General features: G+C 54.3%; 11 protein-coding genes. 5 read left to right on the top strand and 6 right to left on the bottom strand.

The window, feature by feature from the left end; all coding sequences use genetic code 11:
- Position 1: 1 nt before the first annotated feature.
- From IPQ00_14830 to murA, 5 genes are all read right to left on the bottom strand, one after another.
- Entirely contained in the window at positions 2-2,152 is a 2,151-nt protein-coding gene (locus tag IPQ00_14830) for a VWA domain-containing protein (protein MBL0241835.1), read from the bottom strand.
- A gap of 138 nt (positions 2,153-2,290) precedes the next feature.
- Positions 2,291-4,396: a sigma 54-interacting transcriptional regulator gene (locus IPQ00_14825; protein ID MBL0241834.1), complete on the bottom strand. Its 2,106-nt coding sequence runs from the start codon at positions 4,394-4,396 to the stop codon at positions 2,291-2,293.
- Between the two features lie 131 nt (positions 4,397-4,527).
- Positions 4,528-5,385: a tetratricopeptide repeat protein gene (locus IPQ00_14820; protein ID MBL0241833.1), complete on the bottom strand. Its 858-nt coding sequence runs from the start codon at positions 5,383-5,385 to the stop codon at positions 4,528-4,530.
- Positions 5,386-5,418: 33 nt separating this feature from the next.
- Positions 5,419-5,769, bottom strand: a complete 351-nt coding sequence (locus tag IPQ00_14815; protein MBL0241832.1) for a histidine triad nucleotide-binding protein — start codon at positions 5,767-5,769, stop codon at positions 5,419-5,421.
- Between the two features lie 51 nt (positions 5,770-5,820).
- Positions 5,821-7,119 (bottom strand): UDP-N-acetylglucosamine 1-carboxyvinyltransferase, encoded by a 1,299-nt coding sequence (murA, locus tag IPQ00_14810; protein MBL0241831.1) that lies wholly within the window; start codon positions 7,117-7,119, stop codon positions 5,821-5,823.
- A 250-nt stretch (positions 7,120-7,369) separates the two neighbouring features.
- On the opposite strand from murA, the gene IPQ00_14805 reads away from it, so the two are divergent.
- From IPQ00_14805 to IPQ00_14785, 5 genes are all read left to right on the top strand, one after another.
- Positions 7,370-7,978 (top strand): sigma-70 family RNA polymerase sigma factor, encoded by a 609-nt coding sequence (locus tag IPQ00_14805; protein MBL0241830.1) that lies wholly within the window; start codon positions 7,370-7,372, stop codon positions 7,976-7,978.
- A 75-nt stretch (positions 7,979-8,053) separates the two neighbouring features.
- Positions 8,054-8,542 (top strand): hypothetical protein, encoded by a 489-nt coding sequence (locus tag IPQ00_14800; protein ID MBL0241829.1) that lies wholly within the window; start codon positions 8,054-8,056, stop codon positions 8,540-8,542.
- 83 nt (positions 8,543-8,625) lie between these two features.
- Complete coding sequence (locus tag IPQ00_14795) at positions 8,626-11,415, top strand: CHAT domain-containing protein (protein MBL0241828.1); 2,790 nt, start codon at positions 8,626-8,628, stop codon at positions 11,413-11,415.
- A gap of 92 nt (positions 11,416-11,507) precedes the next feature.
- A complete protein-coding gene (locus IPQ00_14790; GenBank protein MBL0241827.1) occupies positions 11,508-12,920 on the top strand; it encodes a S8 family serine peptidase in 1,413 nt (470 codons plus the stop codon).
- 239 nt (positions 12,921-13,159) lie between these two features.
- Positions 13,160-15,292, top strand: coding sequence for a VCBS repeat-containing protein (locus tag IPQ00_14785; protein ID MBL0241826.1), 2,133 nt, complete (start codon positions 13,160-13,162; stop codon positions 15,290-15,292).
- Between the two features lie 191 nt (positions 15,293-15,483).
- Here IPQ00_14785 and IPQ00_14780 read toward each other — a convergent pair whose 3' ends face one another.
- The gene (locus IPQ00_14780) at positions 15,484-18,345 is read right to left on the bottom strand and encodes a carboxypeptidase regulatory-like domain-containing protein (GenBank protein ID MBL0241825.1); all 2,862 of its coding nucleotides are present in this window, start codon (positions 18,343-18,345) and stop codon (positions 15,484-15,486) included.
- Between the last annotated feature and the right edge of the window lie 6 nt (positions 18,346-18,351).

Here is an 18,351-nt window from a genome sequence, read left to right as displayed (position 1 = left end):
GTTAGTCGACAATCTCAAAATCGACGGTTTCCGATGCGATCTGTTTCCGGGCCGGATTACGCACGATGACCTCGAGTGTGTAATCGCCCGTCTCGACTGCCGCATTAAATCGCAAAAATCCGCGATCATCTATCCTGCCGGGAGCTATCGCTAAACTTTCGATCTTTTTCGGTTGCCCCTCGGAGATCAGCTTTCCATCTTTGTAAAGATTGACTTGCAGCGTCAACCCCGAAGCGTCCGGCCCACCATTGAATATAGTATATGAATAGGCCGACGACGATGACCGCTTGAACTGCCGCGTGACCGGACCGCCCCGGGATGTGAGCATCGAAAACCCATTGTCCGGTTTGGTCAGCGACGGGCTACCGAATTTGCCGTCGGCATCGAGTTCGCCGAGCGTAAGGCCCGCAATGGTCAATTGCGACTTTTTCAAATCCGGGATGGTGATCACTTGGCTCGAAGATCCGATAACCTTGTTCGATGTGTCGCGCATCGCTACCCGAAAATTATATATCCCGAATTTTTTAACCGGGACATCGACTGAATAGACAAGTCCGTTGGCCCTGATGAACTCTGCGGTGTTGAGATCGACCTTGAGTGTATGCGTCCGATTAAATTCGTCGACCACCTTATTCTTTTCGTCCAGCGTGACGGCGACAACGTCAAAAATCGCCTTTTGCACGCCGCTTGGATCAGGCACGAAACCGATGTCGGACCCGCGAATTGCGATCATCGCCCTGATGTAGTTGCCCTCGGAAGGCGTGTTTCCAAAAAAGGCCGTCATTCTCAGGTCAAGACCGGCCTTTGGCAACGGGGCGGCGATCGCCTGATAAAGTTCACTGTCGGCGGACTTTAGCCGCGTCGGCGGGTCGATGTCGGGCTTTGCCAAAAATCCGGAGCGCGTCGCGACATTAGCATTCGGACGCTTCACCCTTAGCTGGATCTTGTGAAAATCCTTACCGTTGAACGTCTCATCATCCGGCTCATATCCCAAAAGATAATATCCCGTTTCAAGGCTCAGAGCCTTTTCGATCGGGCCGTCAAGCATATTTGCGCCTTGATAATATCGCCCGCCGGTCTCATTGGCCAGATATGCCATTCCCTCCACCGCAATCCGCGTGTCCCTTTCCCGATTGGACGTAACCAGCGAGGTGCCCGAAGGTTTGCCCGTGTCGATCTCACCTTTGATGTCTACCTCGTCCCGGGCCTCGATCATTCCCGGATCAAATGTACCCCTGACATTGATCGTGTTAAAAAGCACGGAACTGCGGTTCGCACGGTCGGTCAATTCGCGAAGTACCGACAATGCCGTCGCCGAAATGCCCGTCCGGTCGCGGATCGAAAGTCCGTCGGAAAGAAAGATGACCATCTTGCGGCCGGGAACTAACTCGAGGCCGCGGACGACATAATTGATCACTCCGATCGTGCCGATCGTCTGGTTGTTTTTGCCGAAATCTTCACCCGCCTCTCGTCGCTTTCGATCCTGCTCAGACTCAATGGCTTTTGATGTCATCGCACCGTTAGAATCGATCGAAATGGTCGTATTCGAACGATTGGCTTCATAGTATGATCCGTCAAACGCATTGCATCCACCGCCCGGCGGCACCCAACGGATACGCTTTACGGCACGCAGCAATACTTGTTTGTCTGACGAATATTGCTGGAGCATACTGCTGCCCGATCGCGTCTGATAGATCGCTACGCGGTCATTTGGCTGCATCTGCCGAGTGATAAATTTTTCGAGTGCATCACGCGTTGCAGTGATGCCCAAGTGTGATGCCAGGCAATTGCCGTCGTCCACGATAAAGGTGACGAGACGCCCGGTGGCACTGCCGGCGATCGGCAAAATAGGTGCAGTGATAGTCTGCTCGCCGGATCTGCTAGGCGAAACAGGCTGCCGCGGATCACCTATAAATGAGAATTTAGTTATCTTTTGAAGTTTTCCGTCTTGCAGCAATTCAAAATCTGATTGTTTTAAGTCGGTGATTTGCTTGCCGTCTTTGTCGGTCACGACCGCGTCGATCTGCACAAGGCTTGTCGATATACGCACCACATCCTCATTTTGTTGGGCGGGCGTCGGCGTCTGTGCCTGCACAAATAACGAAAGTGTCAGTAATATCGAAACTGCTGTTAGTAGAAAATACTTATTCATCTATGTCTCCGCCGGATCGTCAGTATTAAGATCGATCTGTCGGAAAGTATTTAGGACAGGTCGGCCGGTCAGATATCTCGTTTGAAAATAGTCTAAACGAGCTACACGGAATTCGGCAAGAAATTTTCGACACGCGTTCTAATCTGCGATGTTGTATTCGTCGATCTTTCGGTAAAGAGTCTTGCGGCCAATATTGAGAAGTCTGGCGGCACGTGATTTGTCGCCGGCGGTATAGTCTAGCGTGGCGCGGATGACTTGTTTTTCGATCTCGTCCAACGCCGAGGGCAGCGAGATATCGAGGCTGATCGCGCGGCCTTCACCGGAGGCGGCGGCGCGTTCCTGCCGGGCGTATGCGTGGGCCTCCGAGACTCTCCGGCCGATGGCATCAGGCAAGTCAGCAAGTTCGATCTGCCGACCGGAAGCGATAATTACCGCTCGCTCGATCGCATTCTCAAGTTCGCGGACATTTCCCGGCCATTCATAGCTGACAAGTGCCCGCATTGCCTCGTTTGAAATGCCCGAAACAAAGCGTCCCGACTTCTCCTTATACAACTCGAGGAAGTGAAAGATCAGCAAGTGAACGTCCTCAGGCCGTTCCCGCAGCGGCGGTAGAGAGATCGGAAAAACCGACAGGCGGTAAAAGAGATCCTTGCGAAAATGGCCTTCGTCGATCGCTGTTTCCAGATCAGAGTTGGTCGCGGCGATCACCCGCACATCAGACTTGATCACTTGCTTGCCGCCGATCCGTGTAAACTCGCCGTCCTGCAGCACACGCAGGAGTTTGACCTGCGCCTGCGGCGGCATTTCGCCGATCTCATCCAGAAACAAGGTGCCGCCATTGGCCTCCTCAAATCTGCCCTGACGTTGCGAACGAGCATCGGTAAACGCTCCTTTTTCGTGGCCAAAGAGCTCGGATTCGATCAAAGTCTCAGGGATGGCACCGCAATTTAGCTTGATGTACGGCCCGCTTTCGCGACCTGAATTGAAATGAATAAGATTTGCGATCAGCTCTTTGCCCGTGCCGGATTCGCCGAGGATGAGCACCGTCGTATTGGTATCCGCGACGTTTAACCCAAGCTCGATCGCCCGCCGGATCGACGGTGCCTGGCCGACGATCTCGCTCTGCTTTTGATGCAGCTCACTCTTAAGCCGCATCACCTCGGCCGAGAGTTGGTCGCGCTCAAGCGCAGTTCCGATCTGGTCGGCAATGCCCTCGATCAGGGCGATATCGTGATCCTCGAAGGGGTTCTCGCGGCTCCAAACGAATCCCAAAAGTCCGTAAGCCTGACCCGCAACATTGACCTGCGTGACAAGCGCCGTCTTGCCTCGAAGCTGTGTGTTAAAAAATAGCCTGATCGCGAACGGCAACTGCGAGTCCACCAGCCGAAGCGTTTTGCGGTCGCTCAAAAGATCGCCGAGCGCCGAAAACGAATCGATCGCCAACGATTTGTTGTGCTGTTCGATCATTTTCAGAAGCCTGGTGACCTTAATGCCCTCAGCCGATTTGAATGACGCAAGTGAGATCCGTTTTCCGGTTTGATCCAGCACGCCGAGGGCACCGTAATCCGCTCCGACGAGCCCGATAGCACGCTCGAGTACAAGAGCCGAAACCTCTTTGAAATCAGAATGAGAGTTGAGCGTATTGGCGATCTCGAGTAGGGCGTTGGTCCGCTTCGATTCCTGCTCCTGGGTCACATATAAGCTCGTGTATTGGTATCCGATCGCTAGCTGTTGTGCGATCGACTGCAGGAAAGTTACCTCGTCGTCGAGCCAGACGCGCGGCGAATGCGTGTCGTGCAGGCCGAGTAGCCCAAGCACGCGGCCATTGAGGATGATCGGAATGATCAGCAGTGACCTGGTTTCAAGCGCCTTGGTGAAAAATTTAAGTGTCGGATCCTTCGCGAGAGATGTGTCATTCATCCGGATCGGCTTGGTGATGTCAAAGCGCTCACCTAGTCTCTCGGCGTTGAACGGAATGGTCGTGCCTTCGCTCTTCGGAACAGATTTATCTTTTCGCCACTCGTGGCTGATCCGTAGCTCTTTTCCGTCACTGAGTTGGAGCAGATCGCAACGGTCGGCATTGAGCATTCGGCCGATCTCAGAAACGACGACATTTAGAAACCGTTCGAGGTCGATATTGGTCGGCAGATCACGAGCTAACCGATCTATGATCGACTCGCGGGCCTCCTGCATTCGGGAACGCCGTTCGGCACTCAATGATGCTTCTGCTGTGTCCTGGGACATAGAAAAACCTTGTGGCCCGGCGAGCTAACCCGTAACCATAAGGTTAATCTGAAGTTTACCGACGAGAATGTCAAGTTGACACACATACGACCGGAAATGTGTAATTTCGCACCAAATGGTGCTGTTCGGGCCTACGGCTTAATTGACGGCCTCTCGGGTTTTTTCTCCCGCGGTTCGTCACGTTGCACCTTAGTATTGGAATTACTCGGTTTGGTCGCCGTATTGCTGTTGCTAGCCGTATTCGCGTTGGCCGCAGTGTTTGAATTGGAACGCTTTGTATTAGAATCGTCCCTTTGAACAAAGTCTACTCGCTTAGTGCCGGCCTCGGCATCCTCGAGCAGATCTGCCGCCCGGGAATTCTCAGCGTCAAGCTCCAGAGCTTTCTTTAACGGAGCAAGAGCATCGCGGTATTGGGCGAGTTTGATGAGGATCGAGCCGTATTCTGTTTGATACTCGGTGTCGTCCGGCTTGAGTTTGACAGCTTGCTTGAAGGCGGTTTCAGCCTCTTCATCTTTATTCAGCTTATTATATGCCCGCCCGAGGTTAAACTGGGCAACATCATCTTTCGAATTTGCCGCGATCACCTTTTTGTACGCCTCGATCGCACGTTCAAATGCCTTTTGCGAGTTTGTCTTGACGACCTTGTCCTTGCCCGCGTTGGCCGATGTTTCAATGTTTGCCCCGGATCGCTGCATTTCGGACTCGATCAATGCATAGGCAATGCCCATCTTAAAGTAAGCTTCGGCAAAATCGGGATTGAGCGTGACGGCCTGCTTATAGGCTTCGATCGCGTCCTCGGTCCGGTTGTTGTCCAATAACTGATCACCTTCGGCAAGTGCCGCATTGGGGTCAGTAATATGGGCATACGGCGATACCTTTGCCGTATTGGCATTGGCGTCGGCGTTCGCCGTGTTAGACGCGTTGCCCGAACATCCAAACTGGACGGCAAGCATCGAGAGCAAAATGATGGCTGGAAAGAAATTCCTCATACAAAACTATAGATCTATAAATGACAGCGGAACTCATCCGGGCGGAAAGATAAATGGCCGGCCGCCGAGCAAATGAACGTGGAGGTGAAATACCGTCTGGCCGCCGTCGGCATTGGTATTGATCACAACGCGATAACCGTCTTCCGAAAAACCCCGTTCACGTGCGATCTCGGCCGCAACCAGCATTAGCTTTCCGAGCAAATCGCGGTGACTGTCTTCGGCCTTATCGAGCGAAGCAATGTGCTCTCGCGGAATTATTAAGATATGGGTCGGAGCCTGAGGGCTTACATCATTGAAAGCAATACAAGTATCGTCCTCATATAGCTTTTCCGCCGGAATCGCTCCGGTTGAGATCTTACAAAAGATGCAATCTTGTACGCTCATAACCTAGTCCTTAAATTAAATCACAAGCAAACGATTTTGTTAATGGCTCTGCTACGCGTTAGATTGCGCGACTATGGCCGAACTCTCGGTTATCCGTTCGATGTCTGCGCCGAGGCTTCGCAGCTTTCGTACAATGGTCTCGTACCCGCGATCGATGTGGTAAACACGATCAATGACCGTCTCGCCGCCCGCGCAAAGTGCTGCCAGAACCAGAGACGCGGACGCCCGCAGGTCTGACGCGATGATCGGAGCACCCATCAGAGGCGTTTTGCCGTGCACGACGGCAGTATTACCCGAAATATGAATATCAGCTCCCATACGGATCAATTCGGACGCGTGCATAAACCGATTTTCGAAGATCGTTTCGGTGATCGTCGATGTGCCGTCGGCCTGGGTCATAAGGGCCATATATTGGGCTTGCATATCGGTCGGGAAGAGCGGATGAGGCTCGGTCGTCACGTCACACGCCTTGAGGCCGTCGGGGCCAACGCGAACGTGCAGCGTGCTCTGATTTAACTCATCGATGATCACGCCGACAGCACGGAGTTTTTCGATCACTGCCGTGAGATGCTCCGGACGACAGCTTTTGATCTCGATCTCACCGCCCGTAATCGCAGCGGCGACAATGAACGTTCCGGCCTCGATACGATCAGGGATGATCGTATGTTCGGCACCGCCGAGCGACTCGACACCCTCGATCTCGATGACTGGCGTGCCGGCACCCTTGATGCGTGCTCCCATCTTGTTAAGCAATTCGGCAAGGTCGTCGATCTCAGGTTCCTGAGCGGCATTTTTTATTATAGTTTTGCCGATCGCCAGCGAGGCGGCCATCATCACATTTTCAGTTCCGGTGACGGTGACCTTTTCAAATTCTACGGTGTTGCCGATGAGACGCCCTTTCGGCGCTCGGGCGACCACATCGCCCGACTCGAGCGAGACGACCGCGCCGAGTTGCTCGAAAGCTTTGAGATGGAGGTCGATCGGGCGTGTACCGATGGCACAACCGCCGGGCAAACTGACCTTGGCCTGGCCAAATCTGGCAAGCAAAGGCCCGAGAGCCAATACGCTTGCCCGCATCGTCTTAACGAGTTCGTATGGCGCCTCAAAGACCTGCACGTTTCCGGCGTTGACCTTGTGCGTACGCAACTCCGGTGTTAAAACCGTCGCTCCGAGATCCTCTAGCAGACGCCGCTGAGTGATCAGGTCCTTAACGTACGGTACATTGTGAAGGATTACGGTCTCGGCCGTCAGCAGAGTTGCTGCGAGGCACGGCAATGCGGAGTTTTTCGCACCGCTGATCTCGATCTTTCCGCGTAGCGGATTACCACCACGAACCTTAAACTTATCCATATTTGTCCATTCGGAGTCCGGCCAAGCGAACTTACCTGTAAGCGTTGCTTATAGAAGCAAGAACGAAATCTTATCACAAGCGTCGAATGCGCAAAAACCGTTGTATAAGCCTTGGTAGATCAACATCGGATAACACGATTCCGTTTAGACTCCAAAGCGAGTTTCGAATAGCGAAGGTATAAGCTTATTACACGACGCGATTGCTGGTGTGAATTGCCAAATGGTGATCAATAACACAATATCATTTTAAGTGAGTTCTGAATCATACAACAGATCTAAACTAGTTCTGAGTTCTCGGGCGGTCGACCTCGACGACGCCGAGTTGGTCAGATCGTGTCGAAACGGCGATCAGACAGCTTGGGATCAATTGGTGACTAGGTATCAGCGATTGATCTTCGCTATACCTCGTCGTGCCGGACTCAACGACGAACAGGCGGCAGACGTTTTTCAGGAAGTTTTTCTTACGCTTTTGCAAAAAATCGATGACATCGAACAACCTGACCGAATACGTTCGTGGATGGTGACAACTGCAAAATTCAAAACGTGGGCCATCGTTCGAAGCGGCAAAGGCCATTATTCGCCCGAAACCGAAGAGGAAATGGAAGCGGAAATGGCAAACCTGCGTGACGTATCGCCGTTGGCTGACGATATGTTGATCGAGGTCGAAGAACAGCATCTGATCCGAACCGCGTTGTTATCACTCGAGGAACGATGTCAAAAGATATTGTCGATGATCTATCTTCGTGATCCGGCGGCAAGTTATGTCGAGGTCTCTGCCGCGATCAATGTCGGCGAGACCAGCATCAGCCCGATGCGGTCACGGTGTCTGAAAAAACTGGAAAAGTTATTGTCGTCTTAAAGAGATCCTGTCTTTTTTGGAGATTTAGACACACTGTTTGGGTGGAGCGAGCGTTTGAGAACGCAAACAATGGTAATGAATAGCCCTTTGGAGCAAAAACTCGAACACATCATCAGACGGATGCAGGCCGACACATCGATCGACGCTCCGGCAGATGCGCTCAAATATGTTAGCGATCTTTTTCGCACACGTGCCGCTGAACCCAAGCCGACGCTTGTCCAACGTCTTGTTGCCGCCCTCAAGGTGGACCTCGTGCCCGATCGTGCCGCATTTGGCGAACGCTCAGCATCGAGTGGGAAGGCAAGACAAATGTGGTTTGACGCGGGTGAGTATGCGATCGATCTTCGCGTAACGAGTGGTGCAAGAGGATTTGATATACGCGGGCAGATCCTCGGCGGTCTAGGGCCGGGCGAGGTCGTGCTCACGGGAGTTAACTCCTCAACGACAGCGGTAGTTGACGACGAAGGCGGATTCAGAATTGATTCCGTGAATGCGGGAACCTATACCATCGTAATCACCGGCAGAAGCAGCGAATTGGTGGTCGAAAATATCGAGTTCGTGTGAGTGGGCAATATCTTCGCCCATCCCTTGTGCGATCGGCCGTAAGAGCGGCCGGTCGCTTTTTAGTTATATAATCGAACGATCCGATGACTGAAAGCTGCCTTGCGGAACAAATCATAAGCGCCGGGTCAGACGCCGACCGACTGCGTCTGCTGTTGAGTGCCGCAAACGATCCGGCGGGGCGTCTGTCCGACGAGATCAGAGAGCTCTGCATCTCGAGTTGGTCGAGCGACCCGTCGCGGGTACAACGTTCGGCCTCCGCTCTTCGCTGCATTTACAAGGCTCATCGCACTGATGACGTTCTGGCAAACCTAAAGTGGACGGACGGTATTGCGGCTATAACGCGCGGAAGATTCGAAAACGCGGTCGAGCGGCTTGAAGTCGCGATATCAGTATTTTTGAACCTCGGCCGCGATACTGAAGCGGCTCGTGTAAAGGTGTCAAAACTGCTCGCCTTGGCAATGCTCTCGCGATATGACGAAGCTCTCGACACGGGTCTCGCGGCAATCCCTGTCCTTGTCGATAGCGGAGATCAGCTTGCTGCCGGAAAGATCGAGATGAATCTGAGCAACATCGTCTCGCGTCGCGGCAAGCACGCCGACGCCGAGGGCTATTGTGCCTCAGCCCGAAGGCGCTTTATTGTCGCCGGCGAACCTTCGTGGCAGGCGATGGCCGAAAATGGACTAGCCAACACATACGCCGAACTCAACGATTTTGACCGCGCTGCCCGATTTTACAAAGCCGCCCGGGCGACAGCTATAGGTGCGGGAATGCTGGTCACCGAGGCCGAGGTCGAGGCAAGTATGGGAAACCTCGCCCTTTTTCGCGGGCGATATGGCGACGCATTGCGGCATCTTGAACTCTCTCGCCGCAAGTTTGCAATGCTCGATATGCCGCATCAAACGGCTATCGCCGACCTTGAGATCGCTGACATTTATGCTGAGCTTAACCTTAATATCGAGGCGGTTGGCATATACAGGGATGTATGTGGAGAGCTTCGCCGACTCAAACTCCAGTCTGAAGAGTCGCGTGCCAGGATAAATTACGCACGAGCGGTCTACGCAACCGGCGATATAAGAACGGCTAAAAAACAGATCGGCCGTGCACTCAAGCTGTTTGAGGCCGAAGGCAACGATTCAGGTACCGCCTTGGCTCGTTTGGAAACTGCGAATATCGCACTCCGCAGCGGCGATCACGTAACCGCGTTGAGGAATGCGGAGATGGCCCGCGAACTCCTGACAAAAACCACTAATCCGCGCCTCGGGTTGGCGGCCGCCATTCTTGCCGGTGAAGCTATCGGGCAACGCGGTGAAGCTGACAATGCGGCAAGAGTGTTTCGACAGGTTCTCGACGACGCCATTCGCCTGCGGCATCCGGACGTTCGGCAGCGAGCCCTGACCCTTCTTGGTGAAATAGACGTCGACGCCGGGAACCATCCTGATGGAGAGCGAAAATTCAAAATGGCGATCGCGATCGTCGAAAAGCTGAGAGCACCGCTCGCATCCGAAGAATTCGGAATGGCGTTTCTTGCCGCCCGTTTAAGACCGTACGACGCTCTCGCTCGTCTATATCTACGACGAGATCGGATAAAAGACGCTTTTCGCATAGTTGAAAGTGGGCGTTCACGATCGCTAGCAGATTCGATTGGGCGCCGCAAGAAGGGCTCAGGATATGTAGGTGATCTCGACCGTCGACTCGATGACGTTCGGGAGGAACTTAACACATACTATAAACGTCTCGACCGCGCCGAAGCCGACGAAGTGGCTGATATCAGACGCGCGGTCGATGAACGCGAAGGTCTGATAAGCAAACTTACGCGTCAGATCTCAAGCGTTGCGGTCGCACACGAGAACGGCCGTAATTCAAGGTTCTCGGCCGCCAAATTGTTGCGGCAACTGGGCAATTCCACGGCGTTGGTAGAATTTATCGAGATCGCCGGGCAATTTTCCGCGTTCGTCGCATTTAATGGAAAGGTAGAGTTTTTTCGCGACATTGCCTCAGCAGCAGCAGTCATTACGACAGTTGAAGATCTGCATTTTCAATTCGGGACGATGCGGTATGGCTACATTGCTCGATTTGCCGCCGAAATGCAGTCGCGTGCCGAAGCCCAACTCAGGAAGTTGTACAACTTGCTCATTCGCCCTCTAGGTCCGGCAATCGGCGGTACTCGTTTGGTCATCGTGCCGGTCGGTACGCTGAATTATGTCCCGTTTCACGCACTTTTTGATGGAGAGCAGTATCTCGTCGAAAGATTTGAGGTAAGCTACGCCCCAAGTTCGGCGGTCTGGGCCGAACTTGGCGATCGCACGTCGTACCGCCTGAAAAATGCTCTTTTGATGGGCTTCGCTGACGAACGGATTCCACTAGTTGAGGACGAGATTAAGGTGATAGGCAAAATACTACCGGAAGCCCGGTTATTTGTAGGGCCGAAGGCGACAGTCCGGGCTTTCGATCGATTCGCACCTGCTGCCGACATTATTCACCTCGCGTGTCACGGACAGTTTCGGGCTGAAAGTCCGCTTTTTTCGAGTCTGCATCTGGCAGATGGACGCCTAACAGTTCGCGATATCTGTAAACACGAACTTTCGGCTGAGCTTGTTGTGCTCAGCGCGTGCGAAACTGGATTAAGCAAGGTTTTTGCGGGTGACGAGATACTCGGGCTTGCACGCGGATTTCTCGCCGCGGGAGTATCATCGCTCATTGTCAGCCTCTGGGCGGTAAACGATGCCGCGGCAGGACGTTTGATGACCGATTTTTATACCGAAATACAACGCGGCACCACCACCGCCGCATCTCTCAGACATTCTCAGTTAATAGCGATCGAGCGCGGTGATCATCCGTATTTGTGGTCACCGTTTATATTGATCGGCCGATAAAATTAATTTTTGGAAATGTCTTTTTGATAGAATTAGGCGCACTGTGATGATGGCGGGTAATTCCCGGATATTTTGACCTGTGCGAGGCAGTAATGACCTGTAGTATTTCAAGGATCGTGCAACTTATCTTGCTTCTGGCGTTTGCGGCGGCAGCTTTCATATCGGCAAACGGTCAGAAAGTCGGAACTCCCGGCTGCAATTGCGTGCCGGATCAGGTCATCGTCCAGCTAATTAATGTATCGGATCTGCCCGCAGTCGCCCTTCAGTACGGGCTTGACCCGTTGCCGCTTTCGCAGGTCGCATCTCCCGCCATTTTCCTTTTACACATTACAAACGGCAGTACCCCGACACAGGTTGTCACCGCGATGACCACGCCACTCGATGGTCGGATCAGGTTTGCCGAGGTGAACCGAAAGCTATCCCAAGTCGAGCGTCCGGGGCTAAACTGGACACAGGGCCGCTCGTGGGCCGTTGGGCGATCTTGGGCGGTCGGCGGTAGTTCAAAGGGATACGCAAGCCAGTGGTTTCCGGACGTAATCCATCTCAACGAGGCATATGCCGCGGCCGGCACGCGTGGCCGCCGCGTGGTAAATGGCCAGGATATAGGGGCGCCGATCGTAGTCGCTGTTCTCGACACAGGCATTGACCTCAATCATCCGGCGTTTGCCGGTAAACTCGTTCCACCCGCAGATCGCTGGGATTTCGTTGATGGCGACAATGACCCAAGCGAGGTCGGCGTTCTTCGCGTTGATCCGGCTTTCGGCCACGGTACGCACGTTGCGGGCATCGTTGCTATGACCGTTCCTGACGCCAAGATAATGCCGCTCCGTATTCTCAATATAGACGGCGAGGGCGAACTATGGCGGATCACCGCCGGGCTGATCTGGGCGGCGGCTCACGGGGCTGATGTTGCAAATTTGAGTCTGGGCTATCCTGAGGATGTCAGATTGCTGCATGATCTGCTTGATTGTGTCGACATGGGCTCGACAGCGACCGGAACGACATTTCCTGAGATCGGCACACGACGGCTCGCAGTCGCGGTCAGCTCCGGCAACGGTGCGAATACAACACCCGTCTTCCCTGCTGCCGAACAGCGTGACGGAATGCTCTCAGTCGCCGCTAGTACTAGATACGACGAGTTGGCGTCATTTTCGTCTTATGACCGCTCGTGGGTCGATGTTTCAGCTCCGGGCGAGAATATCGTGAGTGCCCTGCCTGGAGGCCGCTATGGCGTTTGGTCCGGCACCTCGATGGCCGCTCCGATCGTCGCAGGGATCACCGCACTGGTTCGAGCTCGGTATACTTCGGCGTGTCTTACGCCGCACGGCATACTGGATCATATCAAGGAAACATCGATCGACATACGATGGAATGACTTGCCGCCCTGGGGAAACGTACGTCTCAATCGGGTCGATGCCCTGAATGCGGTTACAACGGCTCCGATCTGTCTCCCATCGCCTAACGGCATTCTGATTTTTGGTTCTGAACCGATTTCCGGAAGATAGTCGTCAATCTGCCGGAGAACTTCAGGCCGAAAAATAACGGGCTGACCACGGGAATGTGGCCGGCCCGTTTTGCATTGACCAGCCTTACTCAGTTTTTAGTACCAGTCAATTATTGTTGCTGATTCAAAAAAAATCGTGATATTGCGAATTGATGTCTTTTTTACCCTCGGTCCCACACAGTGTTTCTGACGACACCTCAAGAATCGAGGTAAACAAAAAATTATAGGCAGGAGTTCCAGATGAAAAAGACAGCACTTCAAAACAGAAATAGACGAATCGTACATTTTGCTGCAGTGATCGCCTTGGTCGCGGCATGGGTGTCGATCCCGATGCTTACCGGAGGCGTCAAAGCCGATGCTACACCGGTCATCGTATTGCGGAACGCGGCTTTGGTGTCGCCAACCGGTAGCATCAATCCGCACGGAGCAGCAGCATGGCAGTTGTACCAAAGCGGTAACCGCGAGATCGAGGTCGAGATCGAGGATGTGAACCTTTCGATGGGTACAGATCTTAACGCCGTCGTTGACGGCAATATTATCGGTACAATGGCAGTCGACGATCGACAAAAGGCCAAGCTCAAGCTTCGTACCGAGGATGGCCAGGCAGTTCCGATGACCAACGACGGTTCGACCGTCGAAGTGCGAAACGGTACAACGGTTTTAGTTTCCGGTACGCTGAACGGCGGCGGCCCCAACCCGACACCGACGCCGACCGGAACACCTAATGGCACTCCGAGCCCGAGCCCAACCGGAACCCCAACTGGAACCCCGAGCCCAAGCCCGTCGCCGACCGGCACTCCAAATTCAGGCGACCTTTTCGCCGGATTTACGGGCGGCATGATCAATGGCGTACTGCCGCGTGGATATGCTCAGTACGAGATCCACAGCAGCCGCACAGAACTTGAGATCCGTATCAATCAAATCAATCTTCCGGCCGGAACCTCGCTCAACGTCGCCGTTGACGGAGCATCGGTCGGCAGCATGTCGCTGCAGAGCGGCGGCGAAGGACGACTTCGGCTGCGAAGCGACAACGGACAAACCGTACCGGTCGTAATCGCTGGCTCGACCATTTCGATCAGCAACGGCGGTAACGCGATCCTTAATGGCACCTTTGCCGGATTTGGTGGCCCGACACCGAGCCCGACACCGACCGGCACGCCAGGCCCGACGCCGAGCCCGAGTCCGTCCATGGGACGCTCATTCGAAGCAAACCTGACCGGAAACGGCATGACGCCACCAGTTACGACCGGTGCAACCGGCGAATTCAAGGTCAACCTTAATGCCGCTGAAACGCAGGCGACCGTCTTTGGGGAATTTCACAACCTTTCGAGTGCCCAGACCGGTGCTCGCATCGAGACCTTGGTCGGCACGACGACGACTATCCGTGATTTCGGCACGATCGGCGGAACGAACGGGAACTTTGCAAGCGTGACATTCGATGTAACAGCCGCACAGGTGCAATTGCTCCGCACGGGCCTCTGGTCAGCAGTCATCTCAAGTGCCAACAATCCCGGCGGTGAGATCGCCAGCACCTTCAGACAGCGTTCGGGTATCGCCGATTTTGACGGCGATGGCAGCAACGACCTCTCGGTCTTCCGACCGTCGACCGGTGCCTGGTACACGCAGAATAGTGCCGGATTTGGTGCCTCGACGTTTGGTTCATCTACTGACATTGTCGTCTCCGGTGACTACGACGGCGATGGCAAAACTGACACGGCCGTTTACCGAAACGTCAACGGACAAGGCGTGTGGGAGATGAAGAGCAGCTTTGACGGCAGCGTACGCGGCTATGCATTCGGCCTCGGTAACGATACTCCGGTCCGCGGCGATTTTGATGGCGACGGACGCCTCGACCTCGCGGTCTATCGCCCGTCAAGCGGTGTCTGGTATATCCAGAAGAGCAACAACACGGGTTACGCTTTTATCACCTGGGGTATTGCCGAAGACAGGCCGATGCCGGCCGACATCGATGGCGACGGCAAGGATGACGTGGTCGTCTATCGTCCGAGCTTGGGTAACTGGTACTGGATCCGAAGTTCGGATGGCCAGACAGGTGCGATGCACTTCGGGGCAACCGGCGACATCCCGGTCCGCGGTGACTTTGACGGAGACGGTAAAGGCGACGTCACGGTGTTTCGCCCCTCGACCGGTGTGTGGTACACCTACCGCAGCACGGACGGCGGATATTCGGTGATGCAGTTTGGCCTGGATGGCGACATTCCGGTCGCGGGCAACTACGACAACGACGGCAAGACCGATATCGCGGTGTTCCGCCCGTCAGACGGCAATTGGTATATCCTGCGGAGTTCGGACGGAGCTTTTCAGGCGATCCATTTCGGTCTGAACGGTGACCTTCCGGTTGTGGCCCAGTAACACGGAAACTGAGGCGACATAAAGGGTGGGCGTTTAGCGACGCCTGCCTTTTATGCACAACCAATGGCATCTGCGGACCATCTCACTAACGGTTCTGAGGGATCATAAACTGAAGCTATGATCGAATGCTCAGATCGCCTCACCCCGGCCGAATTGCCCTCCTTTCGGCCGGGGTTTTTATTAGCTAAATGTCAGTTCGAGCATCCGCACGAATAGCCATCGGTCACAAGCAGATCATCGATATATTGTCCCTCGCGAAACGTTCCGATATCGGTACCGATCCGCCAACGCATCTGGACAAGATGTCCGGCGGCAGACGGCGGGAGTTTGGCTCGTGTGATAATAAACTCGGAGAGGGAATTGACTCCGCTGCGGCCTGACCATCCGTTTCGCCCGCCGAGCGGATTTTGACAGCAGCTATCGATCACCCCATCATAACCGCCTGATAAAAACTGTCCGCCAGCCGCGATAATATCTTGCCAATCGCCATCGCCGATCTTGATCTCCATAACCGAACCGTCATAGAGCCGATTTCGCAAGAAGGTGGTCTCGAGTTCGTACCAATTCTGAAACGAAATCTCGGCTCCGGCGGTGTTTATCTTAAATACCGGCGAACTTAGCTCATTGAGCCCGACCTGATTCGGGTCCGGTGAAAACAGAGCCTTAGTGCCCGAGGTGGAGCGACTTCTCGATGCTTTCCACGAACTCTGTGCTCCCGTTGCAGATGACGTCCAGCGTTGAGGCAGTCCGGGACCGGCAACGCGATCGAAGTTTTGACGGAGTGCCGGCCGCACCACGCCCGCTCGGAGTGCGACAGTCACGACCCCCAGATCATTTGTGCCGTCTTGAAGTTGAAAATTGAGCAGGATCTCACTGCCGCAGGTGACCGTAGCGGCGACAGTGAAACTAAATGGCCTCGCGACCGGCGATCCGCCGACCGTTAGCGTACCGTAATTTTGCGGTTCGCTCGTATTTGTGATGCTGCCGGTTGCCAGCAGCGCAGCGGTCAAATTTTGCGTGTTCAGTAGTCCGGTATTCAAAAGCGGTAGATCGACCGTAACGGTTTCTCCCGGCTCAGGCGTTGAGTTAACGCCGCAACTTTCGGACGCGACCTGTAGAGCCGTGTTCTCGATAACGGGGATCGGTTGTAGGATAAAGTTTCGAACGACATTTTCGCCGTCCAACGCTGTGACCAATACGGTCTGCGAACGAAATCCCGCGGCGGAGGCGGTAATACTATACGTCGCCGGCAATATTGCAAGGTCTCCGTAGATGCCAGTGTCGGCAGTTCGTCTGGTATAAGCGCCGGCAGTTATCTGTGCTCCGCTGATCGGTTGGCCATCTGCGGCATTGGTCACTGTCCCCGAAATTGTCGCACGCGGTGCCGCCGTACACTCGTCGAACTTGAATCGTCCGATACGCGTGAGCCACGTGAAATCACTAAAGTCCTGACTCATCTGCGTGTAATACGCACCCGTCATCCAAAACGTACAGTCGTCAACCGGATCGACGACCATACCGCTGTAATCTCCCCAACGCCATCCGAACGCCTTCTGCACTCCGGTGCCCTCGATCAGAGTATTTTCCGCGCGAAAGACTCCGGCGGGGTCTGTAGAGAGCTTTCCGGTGTAGAAGATCGACGGCTTCTTTAGGTCGTTGACAAAGTTATAGCCGACCGCAATGTTGCCCAGATGATCTTGTGCGGTCGAACCGATCCAGCGTGACGACGTTGCATCGCCGATCGTAGATTGTTCGCTCACGCTAAATGGGCCGCCGCCGATACGGCGAAATTCGTAAAGCCGCACACCAGCCCGATATGGCGTTTGCGAGAGCCTCACTGTCTGATTGAAAACAAGCGATTCCCGATCGTCAAAGTTACGATAGGCGACCCGATAGTTCACGCGGTCGCTGTTAGAGTCCAGAAAGTCGCCGGGTGCCGGTTGGGCAATATCTGTTCGGCCATCGATACTGGTCGGGTCAAACGCGGCGACCGATACAGGGCTTTCCGGACGTTCGGTAAATGTCGAGTTATATGGATCTACAAAGTCGGCGTGAAAATCAAAGAGCCGGATGGCGTCTTGCGGATCACCATATTCGTCGGCAGTGTAGCTGACAAACGTATTTGGAGCTCCGGGCGGCGGCGGCCTCAGTCCGTCCAGATCCGAAGGTAAAAGGTTGCGGCGGCGATCTACGCTGTCCGACGGGCGGTTGAAGTAGACATAGCCTGCATCCGGTCGACCCGCAAGCAATTTAGCCCGATCGAAGGCAAACAGGCCGGCACCGGCGTAGTCAGAACCGAGGAACTCTTCGGTTGACATATAGTATGCGTCAGGCCACATTCCGAATTTCGAAAAGTCATTGATCTTGACGTTCGGCATTACAAATTCGTATATGTAGTACGCTCCGGTCGGGTCGCCCGTCTGCGAGACGGCGATCATCTGCCTAAATGGCGGGACGTTATAACAATACTGGCTTATCAGCCAACGATCGGCGAGCGGATCATATAGGACTGTCGGCAAGCCATCGTTTCGGGTCGAACACGCTGTTCCAAGCGGTTCAAATAGTTGACTCAATTTGAGCGGATCGATCAGCGGCGAACCGCTCTTGTCAAAGACCCTCACAAGCGAATTAACTGCCTGAACGTAATGGTTCGGCCCGACATCGCCATTCATATCCGGCGGCAGGATCACGAGATTATATGCGGCGATATTGTCGAAATTACTTAGCCCGTCAAATGATAGAGTCGCCGGCGGCATCGGCGCTGTCGTCATCACAGCGATACCGTCATCTTTGCCCCCCGTGCCATTCGAACCGCTGTTCGGCTCCGATGACGAAACATTTTTGACCGTCAACCGACTACCCGGCGTCGCCGAGAAAAGTTTAGTTCGCGCTAGATCGCGCACCTTTGGTGACACAGCAAATGCGCTTGCTTTCCGCGAGGTCGGGACCTGCGACATAACGGATTCGGCCGCCTTCTGGTCAGCGGTCACAAACCACGCCGTGCAAGCCAATAATGCTACGGCCAATATACAAATTGCGGCATAGTACTTCATTGCAGA

Source organism: Chloracidobacterium sp., from assembly GCA_016720705.1.
Lineage (GTDB): Bacteria > Acidobacteriota > Blastocatellia > Pyrinomonadales > Pyrinomonadaceae > OLB17.
This window is presented reverse-complemented; position numbering and strand designations above follow the sequence as displayed.

What these genes read in the sequence shown, in the direction of transcription:
- IPQ00_14795 (MBL0241828.1), top strand. Translation starts at nt 8,626, where the DNA reads ATGACTGAAAGCTGCCTTGCGGAACAAATCATAAGCGCCGGGTCAGAC.
- IPQ00_14825 (MBL0241834.1), bottom strand. Translation starts at nt 4,396, where the DNA reads ATGTCCCAGGACACAGCAGAAGCATCATTGAGTGCCGAACGGCGTTCC.
- murA (MBL0241831.1), bottom strand. Translation starts at nt 7,119, where the DNA reads ATGGATAAGTTTAAGGTTCGTGGTGGTAATCCGCTACGCGGAAAGATC.
- IPQ00_14800 (MBL0241829.1), top strand. Translation starts at nt 8,054, where the DNA reads ATGAATAGCCCTTTGGAGCAAAAACTCGAACACATCATCAGACGGATG.
- IPQ00_14815 (MBL0241832.1), bottom strand. Translation starts at nt 5,769, where the DNA reads ATGAGCGTACAAGATTGCATCTTTTGTAAGATCTCAACCGGAGCGATT.
- IPQ00_14780 (MBL0241825.1), bottom strand. Translation starts at nt 18,345, where the DNA reads ATGAAGTACTATGCCGCAATTTGTATATTGGCCGTAGCATTATTGGCT.
- IPQ00_14820 (MBL0241833.1), bottom strand. Translation starts at nt 5,385, where the DNA reads ATGAGGAATTTCTTTCCAGCCATCATTTTGCTCTCGATGCTTGCCGTC.
- IPQ00_14830 (MBL0241835.1), bottom strand. Translation starts at nt 2,152, where the DNA reads ATGAATAAGTATTTTCTACTAACAGCAGTTTCGATATTACTGACACTT.
- IPQ00_14785 (MBL0241826.1), top strand. Translation starts at nt 13,160, where the DNA reads ATGAAAAAGACAGCACTTCAAAACAGAAATAGACGAATCGTACATTTT.
- IPQ00_14790 (MBL0241827.1), top strand. Translation starts at nt 11,508, where the DNA reads ATGACCTGTAGTATTTCAAGGATCGTGCAACTTATCTTGCTTCTGGCG.